The organism is Deltaproteobacteria bacterium (assembly GCA_009692615.1).
In the GTDB taxonomy this organism is placed as follows: Bacteria; Desulfobacterota; Binatia; order UBA9968; family UBA9968; genus DP-20.
Genome location: SHYW01000122.1, coordinates 1 through 15,930, shown reverse-complemented (window position 1 = coordinate 15,930; position 15,930 = coordinate 1). Strand labels below are relative to the sequence as shown.

The 15,930-nt window shown below is 56.2% G+C and carries 17 protein-coding genes; 3 read left to right on the top strand and 14 right to left on the bottom strand.

All coding sequences use genetic code 11. From position 1 onward, the window contains the following. From EXR70_21705 to EXR70_21645, 13 genes are all read right to left on the bottom strand, one after another. The coding region (locus tag EXR70_21705; GenBank protein ID MSP41113.1) for a hypothetical protein at positions 1-245 on the bottom strand (245 nt) is incomplete at its 3' end. Between the two features lie 188 nt (positions 246-433). After that, entirely contained in the window at positions 434-1,567 is a 1,134-nt protein-coding gene (locus EXR70_21700) for an LLM class flavin-dependent oxidoreductase (GenBank protein ID MSP41112.1), read from the bottom strand. A gap of 154 nt (positions 1,568-1,721) precedes the next feature. Continuing rightward, entirely contained in the window at positions 1,722-2,714 is a 993-nt protein-coding gene (locus tag EXR70_21695) for an ABC transporter substrate-binding protein (protein ID MSP41111.1), read from the bottom strand. 31 nt (positions 2,715-2,745) lie between these two features. Then, positions 2,746-3,555 (bottom strand): ABC transporter permease, encoded by an 810-nt coding sequence (locus tag EXR70_21690; protein MSP41110.1) that lies wholly within the window; start codon positions 3,553-3,555, stop codon positions 2,746-2,748. Between the two features lie 193 nt (positions 3,556-3,748). Then, positions 3,749-4,546, bottom strand: coding sequence for a hypothetical protein (locus tag EXR70_21685; protein MSP41109.1), 798 nt, complete (start codon positions 4,544-4,546; stop codon positions 3,749-3,751). 191 nt (positions 4,547-4,737) lie between these two features. Further along, on the bottom strand, positions 4,738-5,379 hold the full coding sequence (locus EXR70_21680; GenBank protein ID MSP41108.1) for a hypothetical protein: 642 nt from the start codon (positions 5,377-5,379) through the stop codon (positions 4,738-4,740). Continuing rightward, positions 5,376-5,951: a hypothetical protein gene (locus EXR70_21675; protein MSP41107.1), complete on the bottom strand. Its 576-nt coding sequence runs from the start codon at positions 5,949-5,951 to the stop codon at positions 5,376-5,378. The genes EXR70_21680 and EXR70_21675 overlap by 4 nt, the downstream gene beginning before the upstream one ends. A 217-nt stretch (positions 5,952-6,168) precedes the next feature. Continuing rightward, positions 6,169-7,173 (bottom strand): ABC transporter substrate-binding protein, encoded by a 1,005-nt coding sequence (locus tag EXR70_21670; protein ID MSP41106.1) that lies wholly within the window; start codon positions 7,171-7,173, stop codon positions 6,169-6,171. 8 nt (positions 7,174-7,181) lie between these two features. After that, positions 7,182-7,385, bottom strand: a complete 204-nt coding sequence (locus EXR70_21665) for a hypothetical protein (GenBank protein MSP41105.1) — start codon at positions 7,383-7,385, stop codon at positions 7,182-7,184. 58 nt (positions 7,386-7,443) lie between these two features. Further along, positions 7,444-8,172 (bottom strand): ABC transporter substrate-binding protein, encoded by a 729-nt coding sequence (locus tag EXR70_21660; protein ID MSP41104.1) that lies wholly within the window; start codon positions 8,170-8,172, stop codon positions 7,444-7,446. A 67-nt stretch (positions 8,173-8,239) separates the two neighbouring features. Next, positions 8,240-9,016 carry a citryl-CoA lyase gene (locus EXR70_21655; GenBank protein ID MSP41103.1) on the bottom strand — a complete coding sequence of 259 codons (777 nt, stop codon included), beginning with the start codon at positions 9,014-9,016 and terminating at the stop codon, positions 8,240-8,242. A 34-nt stretch (positions 9,017-9,050) separates the two neighbouring features. Further along, the gene (locus EXR70_21650; GenBank protein MSP41102.1) at positions 9,051-10,151 is read right to left on the bottom strand and encodes an amidohydrolase; all 1,101 of its coding nucleotides are present in this window, start codon (positions 10,149-10,151) and stop codon (positions 9,051-9,053) included. 306 nt (positions 10,152-10,457) lie between these two features. Then, positions 10,458-11,270 carry an ABC transporter substrate-binding protein gene (locus EXR70_21645; GenBank protein ID MSP41101.1) on the bottom strand — a complete coding sequence of 271 codons (813 nt, stop codon included), beginning with the start codon at positions 11,268-11,270 and terminating at the stop codon, positions 10,458-10,460. Positions 11,271-11,351: 81 nt separating this feature from the next. Here EXR70_21645 and EXR70_21640 point away from each other — a divergent pair, with 81 nt between their 5' ends. Beyond that, the gene (locus EXR70_21640) at positions 11,352-12,335 is read left to right on the top strand and encodes an ABC transporter substrate-binding protein (GenBank protein ID MSP41100.1); all 984 of its coding nucleotides are present in this window, start codon (positions 11,352-11,354) and stop codon (positions 12,333-12,335) included. Positions 12,336-12,445: 110 nt separating this feature from the next. On the opposite strand, the gene EXR70_21635 is transcribed toward EXR70_21640, so the two are convergent. Then, the gene (locus tag EXR70_21635; GenBank protein ID MSP41099.1) at positions 12,446-13,429 is read right to left on the bottom strand and encodes an ABC transporter substrate-binding protein; all 984 of its coding nucleotides are present in this window, start codon (positions 13,427-13,429) and stop codon (positions 12,446-12,448) included. 127 nt (positions 13,430-13,556) lie between these two features. On the opposite strand from EXR70_21635, the gene EXR70_21630 reads away from it, so the two are divergent. Both EXR70_21630 and EXR70_21625 read left to right on the top strand, forming a co-directional pair. Then, the gene (locus EXR70_21630; protein MSP41098.1) at positions 13,557-14,942 is read left to right on the top strand and encodes an aminopeptidase P family protein; all 1,386 of its coding nucleotides are present in this window, start codon (positions 13,557-13,559) and stop codon (positions 14,940-14,942) included. 358 nt (positions 14,943-15,300) lie between these two features. Next, entirely contained in the window at positions 15,301-15,792 is a 492-nt protein-coding gene (locus EXR70_21625) for a hypothetical protein (protein MSP41097.1), read from the top strand. Positions 15,793-15,930 lie beyond the last annotated feature (138 nt).

Here is a 15,930-nt window from a genome sequence, read left to right as displayed (position 1 = left end):
CACACCAGCACGTCGCTGTTGATGCGTAACGCCGCCACGCCGGCCTCGGGCCATAGCCCGCTCATGCTTTTCAAACTGTAAATTGCCGATGCTTCGCCGCTAACGGTCGGCGCCAGGGTGTCGACCCGCGGGCTGCTCAAGGCTTCCGCTGACGCCATCGCGCGCTGCGATTTCTCCACCGCGTCGAGCACCATGGAAACATCGAGCATGGAATCGATTTCTTCGTTGCTGAGTAACAGGGTCATGATTTCCTCCGGGTTCGTCGAGTTGATAGAGCGGCATTATCGGCTTGGTCGGGCGTTCAGCGAGTTCCTTGCACCATTATGGGACGGTCACCGGTCTGTCAAGCAAAGCGATCGCCGGATTAAAATGACAAACGCCACGATAGGCGACCCTGCGTGGCGTTTGGGATCCGATGCGCTTGAAGTAGTGCTTAGCGCAATCTTGGCATCACTTCTTTGGTGAACAGCTCCAGCGAGTTGACCACCTTTTCATGCTTTAGGTTGCCGATATGGAACATGCCCATGAAATGGTCGGCGCCGACTTGTTTCATTTGGTCTTGGATCTGTTTGGCGACGCTGTCGGGATTGCCGGCGATCAGATAACCGCTCTTGATCAGACCGTCGATATCCATTTTTGAAAAGTCGAAACGCTCGCGGTTGCCTTCGCGGAAATAGCTGAAGGAACGTTCGCTGGTGAGCGCGGCTTGCAGCTGTTTGTCGACGGCGTCTTTGTTGATCGCTTCGTTAAAGCCGCGATTGAAGACGGTGAAAAAATAAGCCATCGCGGCCTCGATGTTCGCTTGGGCTTTTTGCTCGGTGTCGTCGATGTAGATGTGGCGGCACAGAATGAACTGTTCCGGCTTGGCGTCCCAGCCGGATTCTTTCGCCTTGCTTCGATAGTAGTCGAAGGTGTCTTCGATCTGGCCGGTGGTTTGATAAACTTGCGCGCAGGGTAGGTGGCGCTCGACGCACCACTCGACCGATTCGGCGCTACGCGCGGCGATCCAGATCGGCGGATGGGGTTGCTGCATGGGGCGCGGCCAGATGGCGCAGTCGTGCAGTTTGAAAAATTCTCCCTCGTGGCTCCACACCGGTTTGGTCCAGGCGGTCATGATCAAGTCGAATGCCTCTTGAAAGCGGCCGCGCGATTCCGCCGGATTAACGCCGTACCAAATATATTCCGGCGGAATGCCGCGCACGAAGCCGGCGATCAACCGGCCGCCGCTCAGACAATCGATCATGGCGTACTCTTCGGCGACGCGCACCGGATGATTGCGCAGCGGCAAGATGTTGCCGAGGACGCCGATTTTGATTTTCTTGGTTCTCTGGCTGAGCGCCGCGGCGATCAAGTTGGGCGACGGCATGGTGCCGTAGGCGCTGTAGTGATGTTCATTGAAGACCACGCCGTCGAATCCGAGTTCTTCGCAGTAGGTCATCTCTTCGAGATGCTCGGCGTAATTGGCGGAACCTTTGATCGGATCGAAAAAACTGCTCGGCACCGGCGTGCGCGGCGCATCGGTGGGAACATGGGGATAGGCGAGCAAATCGAAATTATAAAATTTCACGAAACTAATTCTCCTTGGATAAAACTGCGCGGATGCTAACACTCGACTGCCGTGCGGTCAAATCGCGCGGCGCGAAAAGGCCGATGATAGAGGATGGAAGATCGAAGATCGCGATCCTCTATCCTCCATCTTCGATCCTCGACGAAAGACGAATCTACTTGTAATACCCTTCCTTCACCAACTGATCGACGATGCTGGTGTCGATAAACGCCGCGGCGTTGGCACCGGCGGCTTTTGGCGTGGTTTTCTTGATCGCTTCGAGGGTGGTCTTGACGGTATCGAGCTGGGGCCGGTGGCTCTTGTCGGCCCAGCGTTTGTATTGGTTATAAGCGTACTCGACTTCGTCGCGCGGCCGACCGAGATAGTCGAGCATGTCCTCGATGGTTTTTTCTTTGTGTTCGAAAAAAAACTTCGATGCTTCGGCGGTGGCGCGCATGAAGCGCACGACGTTATCGCGATTGGCCTTCAGATAGGATGCCGGCAAAATCTCGCCGTTCTGTTGCCAGGGAATTCCCAGCCCGGGCAACGCCAAGAGCATTTCGTAGCCGCGCCGCTCGGCGATCAAATCGAAGGGCGGCGCGAAGATGCCGAACTGCACTTCGCCCTTGTCCATGGCGGCGAGAATGCTCGCGGGGTCGGCGCTCGAATGCTGCACTAACTTAACATCCTTTTCCGAATCGATCTTCAGGCGATTCAAAGCGAAACGCAGGGCGATATCGGGAATGGTGCCGAAGGGCGCGCCGACATGGCCGGTTTTGCCTTTCAAGTCGGCGATCTGCTTGATGCCTTTTTGCGCCATGATTTTGTAAGGAAAGACGTTTACCCAAGAGCCTATCAACAGAAAATGTTGCGGTGCCCCTTCCAAATCGGCGGTCAAAAACGCCGCGAAGCCGGCGCCGGTCGCTATGTCCATCTTGTTCGCCATCATCGCTTGCACGGCGGCGGTGGTGTTGGTTCTAGTGATCTCGACGTCGAGGCCGTGTTTTTTGTAAAAGCCTTCTTTGACGGCGATGGAGAACAGGCCGGAGCCGGGATTGACGCCGGCTTGGCCGACGGTCATTTTGCGCAACGTTTCGGCGCCTTGCGAAGTGCTCGCGGCCGTTAGAACCAACAGTAACGATGCCGTGAATCGTAAAATCTGTTTCATCGATTTCTCCGTGCGGTGAGCATGGTCAAAACTATTTTTGCGGTTTCCACTTGTCGAGACGGCGCTCGACGGTCTTGAGCACTTCGTTGAGGGTTGCGCCCATGGCGGCGATGAGAATGATCGGCACGAACATCGCAGCCATCTGAAAACGCTGTGCCGCCAGCGAACTCAAGTAGCCGAGCCCGGTGGCGGCGCCGTACTGTTCGGCGACGACGATGTAGACCAGCGCGCGGCCGAGCGCGACGCGCATGCCGGCGACGATGTAAGGCAGGGAGCCGGGCATCGATACTTTCATGAAGATCTGGCTATCGCGCGCGCCGAAAGCGCGCGCCATGGTGATCAGCCGGGTGTCGGTGTTGGCGATGCCGACCATGGTATTGATCAAGATCGGAAACACGGCGGCGAGAATCGTCATGATGATTTTCGACACCGCGCCGAGACCGAACATCATGATGATCAACGGTAAGAGCGCGATCAACGGCGTGGCGTAGATTCCCGACAGCAGCGGATCGAAGGCTTTGTGTACCGTTCGATACCAGCCCATGGGCACGCCGATGACGACGCCTAAAATCACGGATACGACGAAGCCGATGGAGAAGTTGGTCAGGCTGAACCACATATGCTCCCAGATCGCGCCGGCGGCGAACATCTCGTAGCCTTTGACGAGAATCTTGCTGATGGGCGGAAAGTAGAAAGGATTGATGATCTCAAACCGGGTAGAGAGTTCCCAGCCGAGAAAAAATATCGCCACGCCGATGACGCCGAGCCACTCGCCGATAAATTCACGAGTGCGCTGCCACAGCCAGTTGGTGCTCAGTGGGTTGGAGTCGTCGACCGACACCAGGTCGACGGCTTCTTGGTCTTGTTTAGCCGTGCGGCGCTCCTTGGCGAATAGTGAAGCAGAATGTATGCGGCACCGCCGCACCTGTCAAGCATGCTTGACAGGTGAATTCCAAATTCAATATTCCAGATTGAGCCCGAATCTGTAATCTGGAATCTGGAATTTGGAATCTGGTATGCGGCGTATAGCGCCGTTACTCCCACCGTTTCATGGCCGCGAAGTTGTAGTCGAGGGAGCTGTCGGCTTCGAAGCGCCAGGTGGCGCGCTCTTTTTTCCATTCGCCGGCGAATACCGATGTTAAAAACGACGTGATTTGGTTCCAAGCCGCGTCGCTTTGCGGTTGGCGGTAGCGGCCGGGCATGGTGTCGTTCAAAAAACCATGCGGCGCGTCGGGATAGACGCGGATGCCGAAACTTTTTTTGGCCGCGGCCAGCACCGCGGTCATGCGCACGACGTTGTTTAGGTGAATCAGATTGTCGAGTTCGCCGAACACCGCGGTGAGCGGACATTTCATTTGCGGCATCAGTTGCTCGATCGACTCCGGGCGCATTTCGTGGCCCTTCCAGTCGGCGTCGTAAACCGCGCCGTAGAGCACGACCGCGGCGCTCAAATAGTCGCGTTTAGCGCCGACCAGAATCGGTTGACGGCCGGTTTGGCAGACGCCGGACATGGCGACTTTGCTCAGGTCGGCGCGCGGCAGGTCGCGCAGGTAGGCGATCACCGCGTCGGTATCGAGCAGCACTTCGTCGTCGCTCAACTCGCAGCGGTCGTTGCCTTCGGCTAACGCTTTGCGGTCGGCGGTGAAGCGGGAAAAATAATCCGGCACGATGGTCAAGTAGCCGGCGGCGACGTACTTCTCGCCCAGGTCCATGGTGTGCTGCACGATGCCGTAACGCTCGTGCATGTGAATCACCACCGGACGTTTGCCGATACCTTCGGGGACGCCGAGAAAGGCGTCGATGCGGTTGTCGATCTTGATCGGTGTGAGCATGGAGGTTTCCTTTGCGCGGTTGCGGTAGAGCTTATTCCTCCTAACATTGGCGCTGGAGATTTTCTACAGCTGGTTGTGAATTCGGCGGGCGCTGCTTTTGGAGAAATGTTCACTTAGCACGAAGAGGGCGAAAGTTTTTTCGCCCCTACGGCGCGCTTTCTTGGCGAAGGTGAATATTTTGATGGACTCGGTTAGGGCAGTTTGGCCAGCACATGTTGCAGGATGATTTTCGTCAACGCCAACGATGACTCGGGTTTCCTCCAGGCGCTGACGGCGCCGCCGATGGTGTCTTTGACGAACATGATCGTGGCGGATTTAAAGTCGGAGTTAGGATCGGTCTGCATTTCAACGTAAAAGGCGTCGGCGAAATCATCAACCGGATTGATGGCGACAATTTTGAATGGGGCTTCAGGGCTGCCGGCCATTTTGCGGAATTGCTCCAGGGTGGCCTGGTGAATCGCTTGCGCGGCTTGTGCGGTTGGGAAGAATCGCAAGCTCACGTCGAGGAAGCGGTCGAGCGCCGTGGGATCGTCGGTTTTTACTCCCTGCGGCATGTACGTACATGATGAGTCATGGCTCCACGGCGCATTGAGCATGATTTTCTTGTCGATCTTGGTGACGTCCAAGGGCGCGCCGATAAATTTCTCAGCCTCCATCATGGTTACCGTCGCACAGGCGACCAGATCGGCAGGCTCCGCGGCCCCGGCGGCGCGGCTGGTATTAATCGTCAGGGTTAAAAATAGAGCTAGTGAGATGCGAAACTTCATCGTCGGTCTTGCTGTCGTTGAACCGGCGCGATTGCGCGGCGGCGTGACGATTGCCGGTCGGGTCACGGCAGCCGGCCAAGAATGAATTTCAAAACCGCTTTGGTGGTCTCCAACGCCGACTCCGGCTTTTTCCATGCGGCGATGCTACCGCCGATGCGGCCTTTATAAAAAACGATCAGCACCGACTTGTACCCGGTGGATTTATCGGTGACCGCTTCGAGGACGAAGGCTTTGTTGCCGAATCCCGGCAGCGGGGAGATCGTGGCATTTTTGAGCGGCGCTTCGGGGGACTTGATCGCCTCGGCATATTGGCCGAGAGAGTTTTCGTAAATCGCGGCCATCGCATCGGTGGTGTCGAGGAAGTGCAGCGTCAAGTCGAGCAGGCGCGCCGCCGGAAAGGCGTCGGCGAAATCGCCGCCTTTGGAAATGGAGGTGCAGATCGAATTATACGCCCCCGGTGCGTTGGCGGTGGGCAGTTTGGCGAACTCTTTGACTTCGAGAGGCCCGCCGACAAATTTTTCCGCGTCGGCGGCGCTGACGACGCCGCAGGCGGTGAACTCCCCCGGATCAGCCGCGTCGGCTTGGCTCTGCTGAGTGAAAAACAGGAATAGCGCGATGAACCAGGCTCGTCGAATCACTGAGATTCTCCTTTTGCTAGAAAAGTTTGCCGCTACGGCAATTTTTTTGCTTCTTTCCGGTTTGCGTTGAAGATGGTTTCACCACGAAGGACACGAAGAGCACGAAGGACGGAGAATTATTTTTCCGAACCCTTCTCGTCCTTCGTGCTCTTCGTGGTGTAAGAAATTCCAGTGAACATGACACATTATCGATATTCACACAAAAGTCTGAAGCCGCTTATCTTTTATAGAGCCGGTCGAACAACCCTTCGTCGTCGACTTTTTTGACGAAACTCGAATCGACGAAGTCTTCCGGCCGCATGCCTTTGACTTTGGGATTGCGCAAGGCGGTTTCGTCGAGAATGGTTTTGATCCCCGCCAACGTCGGATAGGGTTTTTCCGGCAATGCCTTGATGGCGATCTCGCGGTGAGTTTCTTCGAGCGCCTCGCGGTCGTCGGTTTTCAAATATTTGCCGAGGATTTTGATCGTCGCTTCCTTTTCTCTTTTGTAAAAGTGAATGGCCTCGGACAAGGTTCGAATGACCGACAGCACGATTTCGGGATTATTTTTCAAGTAAGGCCGCAACGCCAACAGGCCGGTCAATTGAAACGGGATGTTCAGCTCGGACATGTCGATCAAAGTATTCATTCCAGCCTTGCGTGCCGTCAGCGTGAAGGGCGGCGTAATGATGGTGGCCTGGACGTTTTTCGAGAGCATGGCGGCGTAGCGCGCGGTCTGCACACCGATCTGCAAGAGCGTCACGTCTTTTTCAGCATTCAATCCCAGTCTTGCCAACGCCATCTTGACGCTCAGATCCGTCGCGCTGCCAAAGCGGCTAACGGCGATCTTGGCACCTCGGAGCTGATCGACTTTCTTGATCTCCGGCAGCGAGATCAAACTGTAGGGGAACGTGTTCAATAAACTGGCGATGACCAGGACATCGACACCGGCGAGGTGACTCACGACGGAAGAGGAACCATCCGACAAAGTCATGGCGACATCGCCGCCAAGCATCGCTTGAATGCCCAACGATCCACCGGTGGTGAAGACTAAGGTCGGATCGAGGTTGTGCTTTTTGAACAAGCCGACTTCCTTGGCGACGATCAACACCGCTTGATAGGGACTGGTCGCGGTGTAGGCGATGTTGATTTTGCGCAGCTGGGCGTGGGCCGACAGCGTCGCGGTGAGCGACAGCATCGCCAGGGCGCCGAGCCGGAGCAAATGATTTACACAGTTACTCATAGAAGGGATCACCTCTTGTACAGACGCTCGAAGAGTCCTTCGTCGTCCAGTTTTTTGACTAAAGTCGAGTCGACGAAATCTTCGGGCCGCATGGTTTTAGCCTTTGGGTTTCTTTTGCCGAGTTCGTCGAGAATGGTTTGGATGCCCGCCAGCGTCGGATAGGGCTTTTCCGGCACGACTCTCAACGCCACCTCTCGGTGGGTTTCTTCCAAGGCGTCGCGGTCATCGATCTTCAGATAGCGGGCGAGGATTTTTAGACTCGCATCCTTTTCATTTTTTGTAAAAGTGAATCGCCTCGGCGAGCGCGCGCATGACCGATTGCGCCGTGTCGGGATTGGACTTCAAATAACCGCGCGTCGACAGCAGACCGCCCATTTGAAAAGTGATGTTCTGATCGGCCATGTCGAGTAGCGTTGGATAGCCAAGTTTTCGGGTTGTCAGCGTAAATGGCGGCGTGATGATGGTCGCCTCGACGGTTTTCGCTTGCAGCGCTGAGAAGCGAGCCGTTTGCGCGCCAATCTGCAGCAGCGTCATGTCGCGATCGGGATTGAGCCCAGCTTTCGCTAGCGCCATCTTGACGCCGGTATCGGCGGCGCTACCGAAGCGGCTGATGGCGATGCGCCCGCCTTTGAGCTGCTCCACTTTTTTGATCTCCGGTAGCGAAACCACGCTATAGGGAAACGTATTAAGAAAGCTGGCGATCACCACCGCATCGCTACCGGCCAACCGGCTGCCCACCGCTGCCGAGCCGTCGGCGATGATCATCGGCACGTCGCCACCCATCATTGCTTGAATGCCAAGGGAGCCACCGCCCATGAAGATCAAAGTGACGTCGAGGTTGTACTTCTTAAAAAAGCCGGCGTCTTTGGCGATCACCACCACGGCTTGGTAGGGGCTCGTGGCGGTGTAGGCCATGTTGATTTTGCGCAGCTGGGCGTGGGCGGGCTGAGCCAACGCGAGCAGCGTGATGATGAAAACCATTTGACGGATTCGAAGCATTATGTGGATCCACCTGAGTTCAAGACTTTTCCGATATAACTAAACACTAAAAACTAACAACTCAAAACTATTTCTCTGGCTCATAGTGCAAATTATCCCGGATCATGTTGGAAATGCCGCGCGCGATGGGCCGGCGGATTTCTTCGCCGACGTGGGCGAGGCCGCCGAGGGCGCGGCCGAGAATCGCGAAGCTTTTCGACATCTGCCAGTGAAAGCCCATATCTTGGGAGATCGCCGCGATGGCGCCGGTGACGTTGACGGGCAAGTGCTTGCCGACTTTTTGGTCGGCAATCTTGCCGATCTTTTTCAACAGCTCGCAGTTGCGGCCATGGACTTTGGTTTCCTGGGCGACTTCGAACAAACGAGCGGCGCGCGGATCGCCATCGGTGTGGATGCCGTGGCCGATGCCCGGGATGAGTTGATTGTTCGCCAACCGCTTCTCGACGGTTTTGAGCGCGACGGCGTCAAGGTCGGCGTCTTTAGCTTCTTTTGACAAGGCATCGTTAAGCATCTTGGCGCAGTATTCCGATGAGCCGAGATGGACGCTGCCGGCGCCGAGAATCGCCGCGGCGACGGCGCCTTGGATCGCTTCCGGCGCCGAGTGAAAGGTCATGCGCGCGGCGGCGGCGCCGGTGGTCATGCCGTGGTCGACCAAGACGATCAACATCGAGTCGATCATCTTGCCTTCGTCGGCGGTCGGTAACCGGCCCTGGAGCATCAGGCAAACCATTTGCGAGAAGCTGATCTTGCCGAGCAGGTCTTTGTTTAAATCATAGTCGCGCACGAAAATTTTATCATGCTCGGCGCGGCCCATCGAGGAAACCAGTTTCGGAATATCTGCCATAGTGCCTCCTTAAGATCCTGTTTTAGGTTTTGTGTTAATCCAGCCTCAACAACTTCGCGGCATTCTCTCCCATAATTTTTTTCTGCGTGTCGGCGTCTAGATCCTGGCGATTCAAAATTATATCGGTGACGCCGGGAAATGTCGCGTCCCAGTGTGGATAATCGGAAGCGAACACGACGCGATCGGCGCCGATGGATTCGATCACTTGGCCGAGGCGGGTTTCGTCGGCTTCGAAAGAGATGAAACATTGGCGGCGAAAGTAGTCGCTCGGTTTCATTTTCAACCACGGCACTTGAAACGGCAGCACTTCGTAGTGTTCGTCCATGCGCCAGAGCCAGTAGGGTAGCCAGCCGGCGCCGGCTTCGAGAAAGACGCTCTGCAACTCGGGATTGCGTTCCAGCGCGCCGCGACAGATCAAACTTAAGCTCGCCAGCATCTGTTCCAACGGGTGCGATATCGTGTGGGTAAAAAACCATTGGCCGACAAAGCGATCGGCGCCGGCGGTTGGCATGAATGCGCCGGAACCTTCGTGGATCAACAGCGGCACGCCGAGCTCGACGACGGTCTTGTAGAGCGGATCGTAATAAGAATCGTCGATGTTGCGGCCTTTGACCGGATTGGGCCGGACGAAGATGCCTTTGAAGCCCAATTCGTTGACCGCGCGCTTCGCTTCAGCGATCGCCAAATTGACATCCTGCACCGGCACCGCGGCCACGCCCATCAATCGTTTGCGGTCGCCGCCGCAGTAATCGTAGAGCCAATTGTTGTAAGCCCGGCAGAGCGCCGCGGCGTAGGCGTCTTCTTCGACCGAGGCTAAATACAAACCCGCAGAGGGAAATAGCAGCCCGCGCTCGATGCGGTCGCGGTCCATTGCTTCAAGGCGCTGCTGCGGATTAGTGGCGAGATGGCGGCCTTCGTTGACCGGCGAGCCGTCGTCTTTGACGCGAAACGGAGACTCGTCCGGGCGGCGGTGATGACGCTCGCCTTCGAGCTTGAACAGGAGCTGGCCGTTGGCGACTTTCTCGATCTTCGGCGCGCGCGCGCGGAACGGCGGTTCCAAATATTTTTCGAACAAGTCGTCGGCCTCGCGCACATGGCCGTCGATGTCGATGATGCGAATATTGTTGTCAGCCATGGTTCTGGTCTTTCGGGGTTATTGTAACAACCTGTCTACCACGAAGGACACGAAGATCACGAAGTTCGGACATAATATTCTCCGAAACCTTCGTGTCCTTCGTGCTCTTCGTGGTGAACAAAACGAATTGAACTTGACACATTATCTACACCAAAGTCGGGCGAAGCTCTATATTCTATCGCCGTTCACGCAATACTTCTTCGACCACCGAAGCGTCGACCACGCGGTCGAGCGGCAAATCGGGTTTGCCCTGTTGGTCGAGCACGGTTTTGATGGCCTCGGCCAGCGGGCGGGCGTCGTCGATGATCAACTTGGCATAGATCGCGTGGGATGCCACCGCCATCGCTTCGTCGAGGCCGTAAAACTTTTGCAGGAACGGCACGACTTCATTTTTCTGGCTCTTGATCCAGCGCAGGGTGTCGAGCTGAGCGCGAACCAATTTTTTACCTGCTCGCGTTCTTGCGAAATTTTTTTCAGCGATGTGCCGATGCCCACCGTCGCCATGTCGAGAACGTCGGATGCGGTGCCGAGCAGATTGTAGCCTTGTCTCTTGGCGACGAGGAAAAACGGCAGCGACAGCGGCGAAGCGTCGATGGTGCCGTTGTATAAAGCGGGAAAGCGCGTCTCCGATCCGCCCATGTTGACGAAATTAACTTCGCGCGGATCGACGCCGCCGCGGCGCAACAGGTGGCGCGCGACGAAGTCATCGGCGGCGCCGATGGTGACGGCGACGGTCTTGCCTTTCATATCGGCGATGGTTTTGATCGCGGGCCGAGAGACTAGCGTATGAAACGACGAGCGCAAGGCTAAACTAACAATGCGCACCGGCGCGCCGGAAATGGCGCCGCGCGAAGTGGTGCTGGCACCGATGGCATAATCGATCTCACCGGCTTGCAAGGCGCCGATGGTGAGCGGCGGGCGCATGGCGATGATCTCGGCGTCGAGGCCATGCTTGCGGAAAAAACCGCGCTCTTTGGCCGCCCAGGTGTCGAGGAAGCCCAACGATTTCGACGATACCGCGATGCGGACTTTCTCCAGCGCGGGTTCGGCGCCGAAGCTGGTCGATGCCGCGCTGACGAACAGCAGCGTGGCGGCAAAGCTTCCAATACCAAATTTCATTATTTTTCTTCTGTAACCAGGCAGCCACAAGATAGCAAGCGATGCTTGATACGAAAATAACTCCACGCTAGTGTCGGCGCTATGACGATACAAAAAACGATTGTGGCGAGGGTTTCGCTGATTGCGCTGGTGGCGCTGGGTTCGCTCTTTGCAGCGCCGGCCAACGGCGCGGATAAGTTGCGCGTTAGCAATTGTTATATCGGCGGCGCGATTCTACCCCTGTGGCTGGCGAAAGACGCCGGTTTCTACGCGCGCGAAGGATTGGATGTCGAGCAGATCTGGATTCAGGGCAATCCGGCGGTTTCCTCGTTGGTGTCCGGCGAGATCGATTTGCTTTACTGCATTCCGCACAACGTCATCGGCGCCATGGCCAGCGGCGCGGACTTGCAGTTCATCGCCAGCGTTTACAACCGCATGCAGTACCGCATCGTCGCCGCGCCGGGCATCGACAAGATGGAACAGCTGAAAAGCAAAGTGGTCGGCATCGCGCGGATTCACGATGTGTCGCATTTTTATCTGCGGCTGGAGATGAAGAGGCTCGGTATGAACGCCGATACGGATGTCCGGGTTATTTCCACCGGCGGTCAGGCGGATCGAACCATGGCGCTGAAAAATGGCCGGGTGGCGGCGACGATCTTGAATCTCGCCTTCGCCATGACGCTGGGAAAAGACGGTTTCAAAAGCGTCCTCGATATCGAAACTTTGAATTTTCCAGTCGTCGGCAACATGAGCGCCGTGCGCCGTGGGTTTTTAAAAGAACGGCGGCCGGTGGCCGTGCGCTTCGTGCGCGCGTTGGTGGCGAGCATGAAAAAAATCCAAGACGACCCGGAATTCAGCAAGAAGGTCTTGGCCAAGAATCTGCGCCTACAGGATAAAGCGATCATCGACGAAAACTATCGCTTCAACTCGGAGAAATTTCTCGAACCGTTTCCCACCTTGCCGATCGAAGGCTTGCGCTACGCCATCGACTCGCTGGTGCCGACGGTGCCGGCGGCGAAGAATTTGAAAGCGGAAGCGTTGATCGATGGCAGTATTCTCGCCGAAGTCGCCAAGGCAGTGCCATAAAGAGAAGAAGATTTTCACCACGAAGGCACGAAGGACACGAAGGTTTCGGAAAATTTTCTCTCCGAACTTCGTGCTCTTCGTGCCTTCGTGGTGAGTAATAATCTCTCGTCTCAGCGAAACAGTTTCTTAGTCCAGCCGGAATCTTCCAATTTTTTTATCACGCTGTTGTCGACCATCACTTTGGCGTCGAATTTCGCCAAGTCGGGTTGGTCTTCGGCCATCATGTTGGTTTGGCCTTGGAGCTGGCTGATCGAAGCGTAGGGCGGGATCTCGGTCTGTGTCGCAAGCGTGTTCCAGGCTTCTTCCAAGTGCACGTCGTCGTTGTTGAGCGTGTATTTGGCGATGACCTGTCTGGTCTCGCGCTTTTGCGTGAGGATGAAGCGCACGGATTCGAGCCAGGCCATGACAAAATTTTCCACCATCGCTGGTTTGGCTTTGATGATTTTCTTGGTCGTGATCAGACAACGCACGCCGGCCGGCAGTTTTAAATCTTCGATGTCGAGCAATCGTTTAAAAGCCTCTTGCTCCAGCGGCAGATTGTTGGGCCGGTTGAGAATGCTCGCGGTGGTCAAGCCTTGGCGCAGCGCCGCGACCCGCTCCGGTTGCAGGCCGGTTTGCACCAGGCGCACGTCTTTGATGGCGATGCCGTAGCGTTTGAGAATTTCCCGCACGTAATGATGGGTCTGATCGCCGACTCGGCTGATGCCGATATTCTTGCCGCGCAGCTGTTCGATTCTGCTAATCGAAGGATGGGCGATGAGCACGTAGTCGATGACTTTGTTCGCCAGGCAGCCGAGCAGCACGACGTCGCCGCCTTTGGCGGCGTAGGGAATGAACGGCGACGCGCCGGACTGAACGAAGTCGAGTTCGCCGTTGGCCAGCGCCGCCAGAGTCGGCACGGTGCCGCGCATGTAGATCAAGCGCGTGTCGAAATTATACTTGTCGAAGATGGCTTTGTCTTTGGCGACCCAGAACGGCGCGTAGGCGGCGGCGATACTGGTGTAAGCGGCGGTGATCCGTTCGGCGGCAACGGCGCCCAATGCCGAGACGTTGAGGATGCCAAAACAAGCGATGATCCGTACAAAATGTTTCATTCCAGTGAGGTTCACTTCGATTCAGATTACATTCGTTCATGCTTGGCAATCAAGGGTCTTTCGGCTAAACGATTAGCCTGTCTTTCCGTCATTCCGGCGCAGGCCGGAATCCAGGACGGGTGCGGGGATGGATGCCGGCCGTCGCCGGCATGACGTATATTTGCTAGGGCGCACTGCGATGGGATCGTCTGCTAGGCGATGTTTACGGTTGAAGCGAAAACTGGTTCCAGGTAGGTTTGCGCTAAATATTTTCAGGAGAGCGATTATGGTGCAATATTCATCCAAATTGACTTTCGGTCCGGAGACCGCGGATTGGCAAGAGCGGCTCAATACTGAGCGTATGCGGACTCAGCGCGTGGCGCGAGCGCAAGCGATCATGAAAAAGCACGGCGTCGCGGCACTGCTCGAAGCCAATCATCACAACATTCGTTATCTCACCGCGCTGCGCGGTTTCACTTATCCGATGTGCCGCTATGTGTTGTTCTTCGCCGAGCACGATCCGGTGATGTACGAGCACGATGGATATTTTCATCAGATGCCGGATCAGTGTCCGTGGATCAAAGAATGGCGGCCGGCGCATTCGTGGTTGAGCGGCGCGCCCGGTCCCGGCGCTTGCGCCGACGAAGCGAAGGCGTTCGCCGGAGAAATTAAATTTGAATTGGAAAAGCGCGGCCTGCTGGGCGAAAAATTGGCGCTCGGCAGTTTCGACGGCAATGCGCGCGAAGCTTTGACCGCTGCCGGCGTGAAAACCATCGTCGACTCGCGCAACCTCATGCTCGAAGCGCGCATGATCAAGAACCAAGACGAGATCAATTGTCTAAAAACCTGCGCGTCCATGGTCGACGGCGTCTGGTATCGGGTCTGGGAAAATTTGAAACCCGGCATTCGCGACACCGATTTGATGCGCATCGCTTCCGGCGCCGGCTGGGAGATGGGACTGGAAGGTTCGGTGCCCGGCGGCTGGCGCACCGGGCCGACGACTTTCGATCGCGGACCGCACGCCACCAGCCGGGTAATTCAGTTCGGCGACATGGTTTACGGCTCCTACTGCGGCGCGACTTACATGGGTTACGGCAGCTGCACCTATCGGACTTTCATTGTCGGCAGAAAGCCGACGGCGAAGGAACAAGACTGGTATAAAGAAGTTCGCGATCGGCTCGATTTAGTCATTTCCGAAATCAAACCGGGGAAGACCACGGCGGACGCGGCGAAACATTTTCCGCCGGCGACCAAGTGGGGTTACAAAAGCGAAGTAGAAATCCTCGCCAGCGAAATCGGCCACGGCATCGGTCTCGGCACCAACACCGGCTACGATATCCCGATCATCAATCGCTTGTGGTCCTTCGATCATCCGCAAGTTTTCGAAGAGGGCATGACGCTCGCCGTCGAATCGCGCGAAGGCGAAACCAGAGTCGGTGGCGCGCGTTTGGAAAATATGTTGGTGGTTACTAAAAACGGCGCTGAGATCATGGATTACTTTCCGCGCGATGAGATTTTGGTCGCGCCGCGGTGAACGACACACGAAGGCCGAGAGGATTTGGCCGCACCCTTCGACACGCTCAGGGCGATCGGGGCGTGGTTCGACGGACTCACCACAGGCGCCGTTCGCAAAAAAGATTTCCGAATTGTAGGGGCGGGTTTGAAACCCGCCCTCTTTGCTCGCCGTTTGACAGCGCGTCTCCGCGCGTGTTAGAAGCCGCCCGCTCTCGATAGTGAATAGACCGCCGGGCTTTCGGTGGCAATGCAACTTTGACGATCGACAACAAAGCCCGGTGGGGATCATCCCCATGCGGGCTTTTGTTATTTTTGGATTGCATAGTCGGATCAGAATCAACTCGCGTAACCGCGCAAAGCGCGCCGAGGAGAGAAACATGAGAATTAGCAGTATGATATTACAGCGGCTAAGTCGTGTGTGTGAATGTCTCCTCTTCCTCGCGTTTTTTCTTGTAACCCCTGTTAGCGCGACAGTACCGATCAATCCCATCCCCGAAAAAATTTCCGAAGCCGCGAAGAGCCGTATTCAGGCTACGTTTCTAAAAGCGCCGTTGAGCTTCGAGACCAACCAAGGCCAGACTGACGAGCAAGTTAAGTTCATTGCGCGTGGCAGCGGCTATACAATGTTCTTGACCGCGACGGAATCGGTGATGGTGCTGAGCGAGGCATCAGGCAGTAGGCAGCAGGCAGCAGGCAATAGTCAGAAATCCGATGGCGAGGAGGAAGCAGCTCAATCCAGAATCGCCAATCGAACAGCCAAAATCTTCGGTGCTGCGCATGAAGCTTGTCGGTGCCAACCGAGATGCCGAAGTATCGGGGCTAGAACAACTCCCTGGCAAGGTCAATTACTTTATTGGGAACTGTTGTAGCAAAGTGATTATGTCAGGGGTTAACGGCAACGTAATTATGTCAGGGTGGAAGGATGACAACCCTGACAATGAAAGACGAGAAACGACTAGACGTAATTCAACGAGTATATCGCAGCGAGATCACCGTGGTTGAGGCCG

Coding starts and splice junctions, on each gene's coding strand:
- EXR70_21625 (MSP41097.1), top strand. CDS start 15,301: ATGAGAATTAGCAGTATGATATTACAGCGGCTAAGTCGTGTGTGTGAA.
- EXR70_21630 (MSP41098.1), top strand. CDS start 13,557: ATGGATGCCGGCCGTCGCCGGCATGACGTATATTTGCTAGGGCGCACT.
- EXR70_21635 (MSP41099.1), bottom strand. CDS start 13,429: ATGAAACATTTTGTACGGATCATCGCTTGTTTTGGCATCCTCAACGTC.
- EXR70_21655 (MSP41103.1), bottom strand. CDS start 9,016: ATGGCAGATATTCCGAAACTGGTTTCCTCGATGGGCCGCGCCGAGCAT.
- EXR70_21640 (MSP41100.1), top strand. CDS start 11,352: ATGACGATACAAAAAACGATTGTGGCGAGGGTTTCGCTGATTGCGCTG.
- EXR70_21650 (MSP41102.1), bottom strand. CDS start 10,151: ATGGCTGACAACAATATTCGCATCATCGACATCGACGGCCATGTGCGC.
- EXR70_21645 (MSP41101.1), bottom strand. CDS start 11,270: ATGAAATTTGGTATTGGAAGCTTTGCCGCCACGCTGCTGTTCGTCAGC.
- EXR70_21670 (MSP41106.1), bottom strand. CDS start 7,173: ATGAGTAACTGTGTAAATCATTTGCTCCGGCTCGGCGCCCTGGCGATG.
- EXR70_21660 (MSP41104.1), bottom strand. CDS start 8,172: ATGCTTCGAATCCGTCAAATGGTTTTCATCATCACGCTGCTCGCGTTG.
- EXR70_21685 (MSP41109.1), bottom strand. CDS start 4,546: ATGCTCACACCGATCAAGATCGACAACCGCATCGACGCCTTTCTCGGC.
- EXR70_21695 (MSP41111.1), bottom strand. CDS start 2,714: ATGAAACAGATTTTACGATTCACGGCATCGTTACTGTTGGTTCTAACG.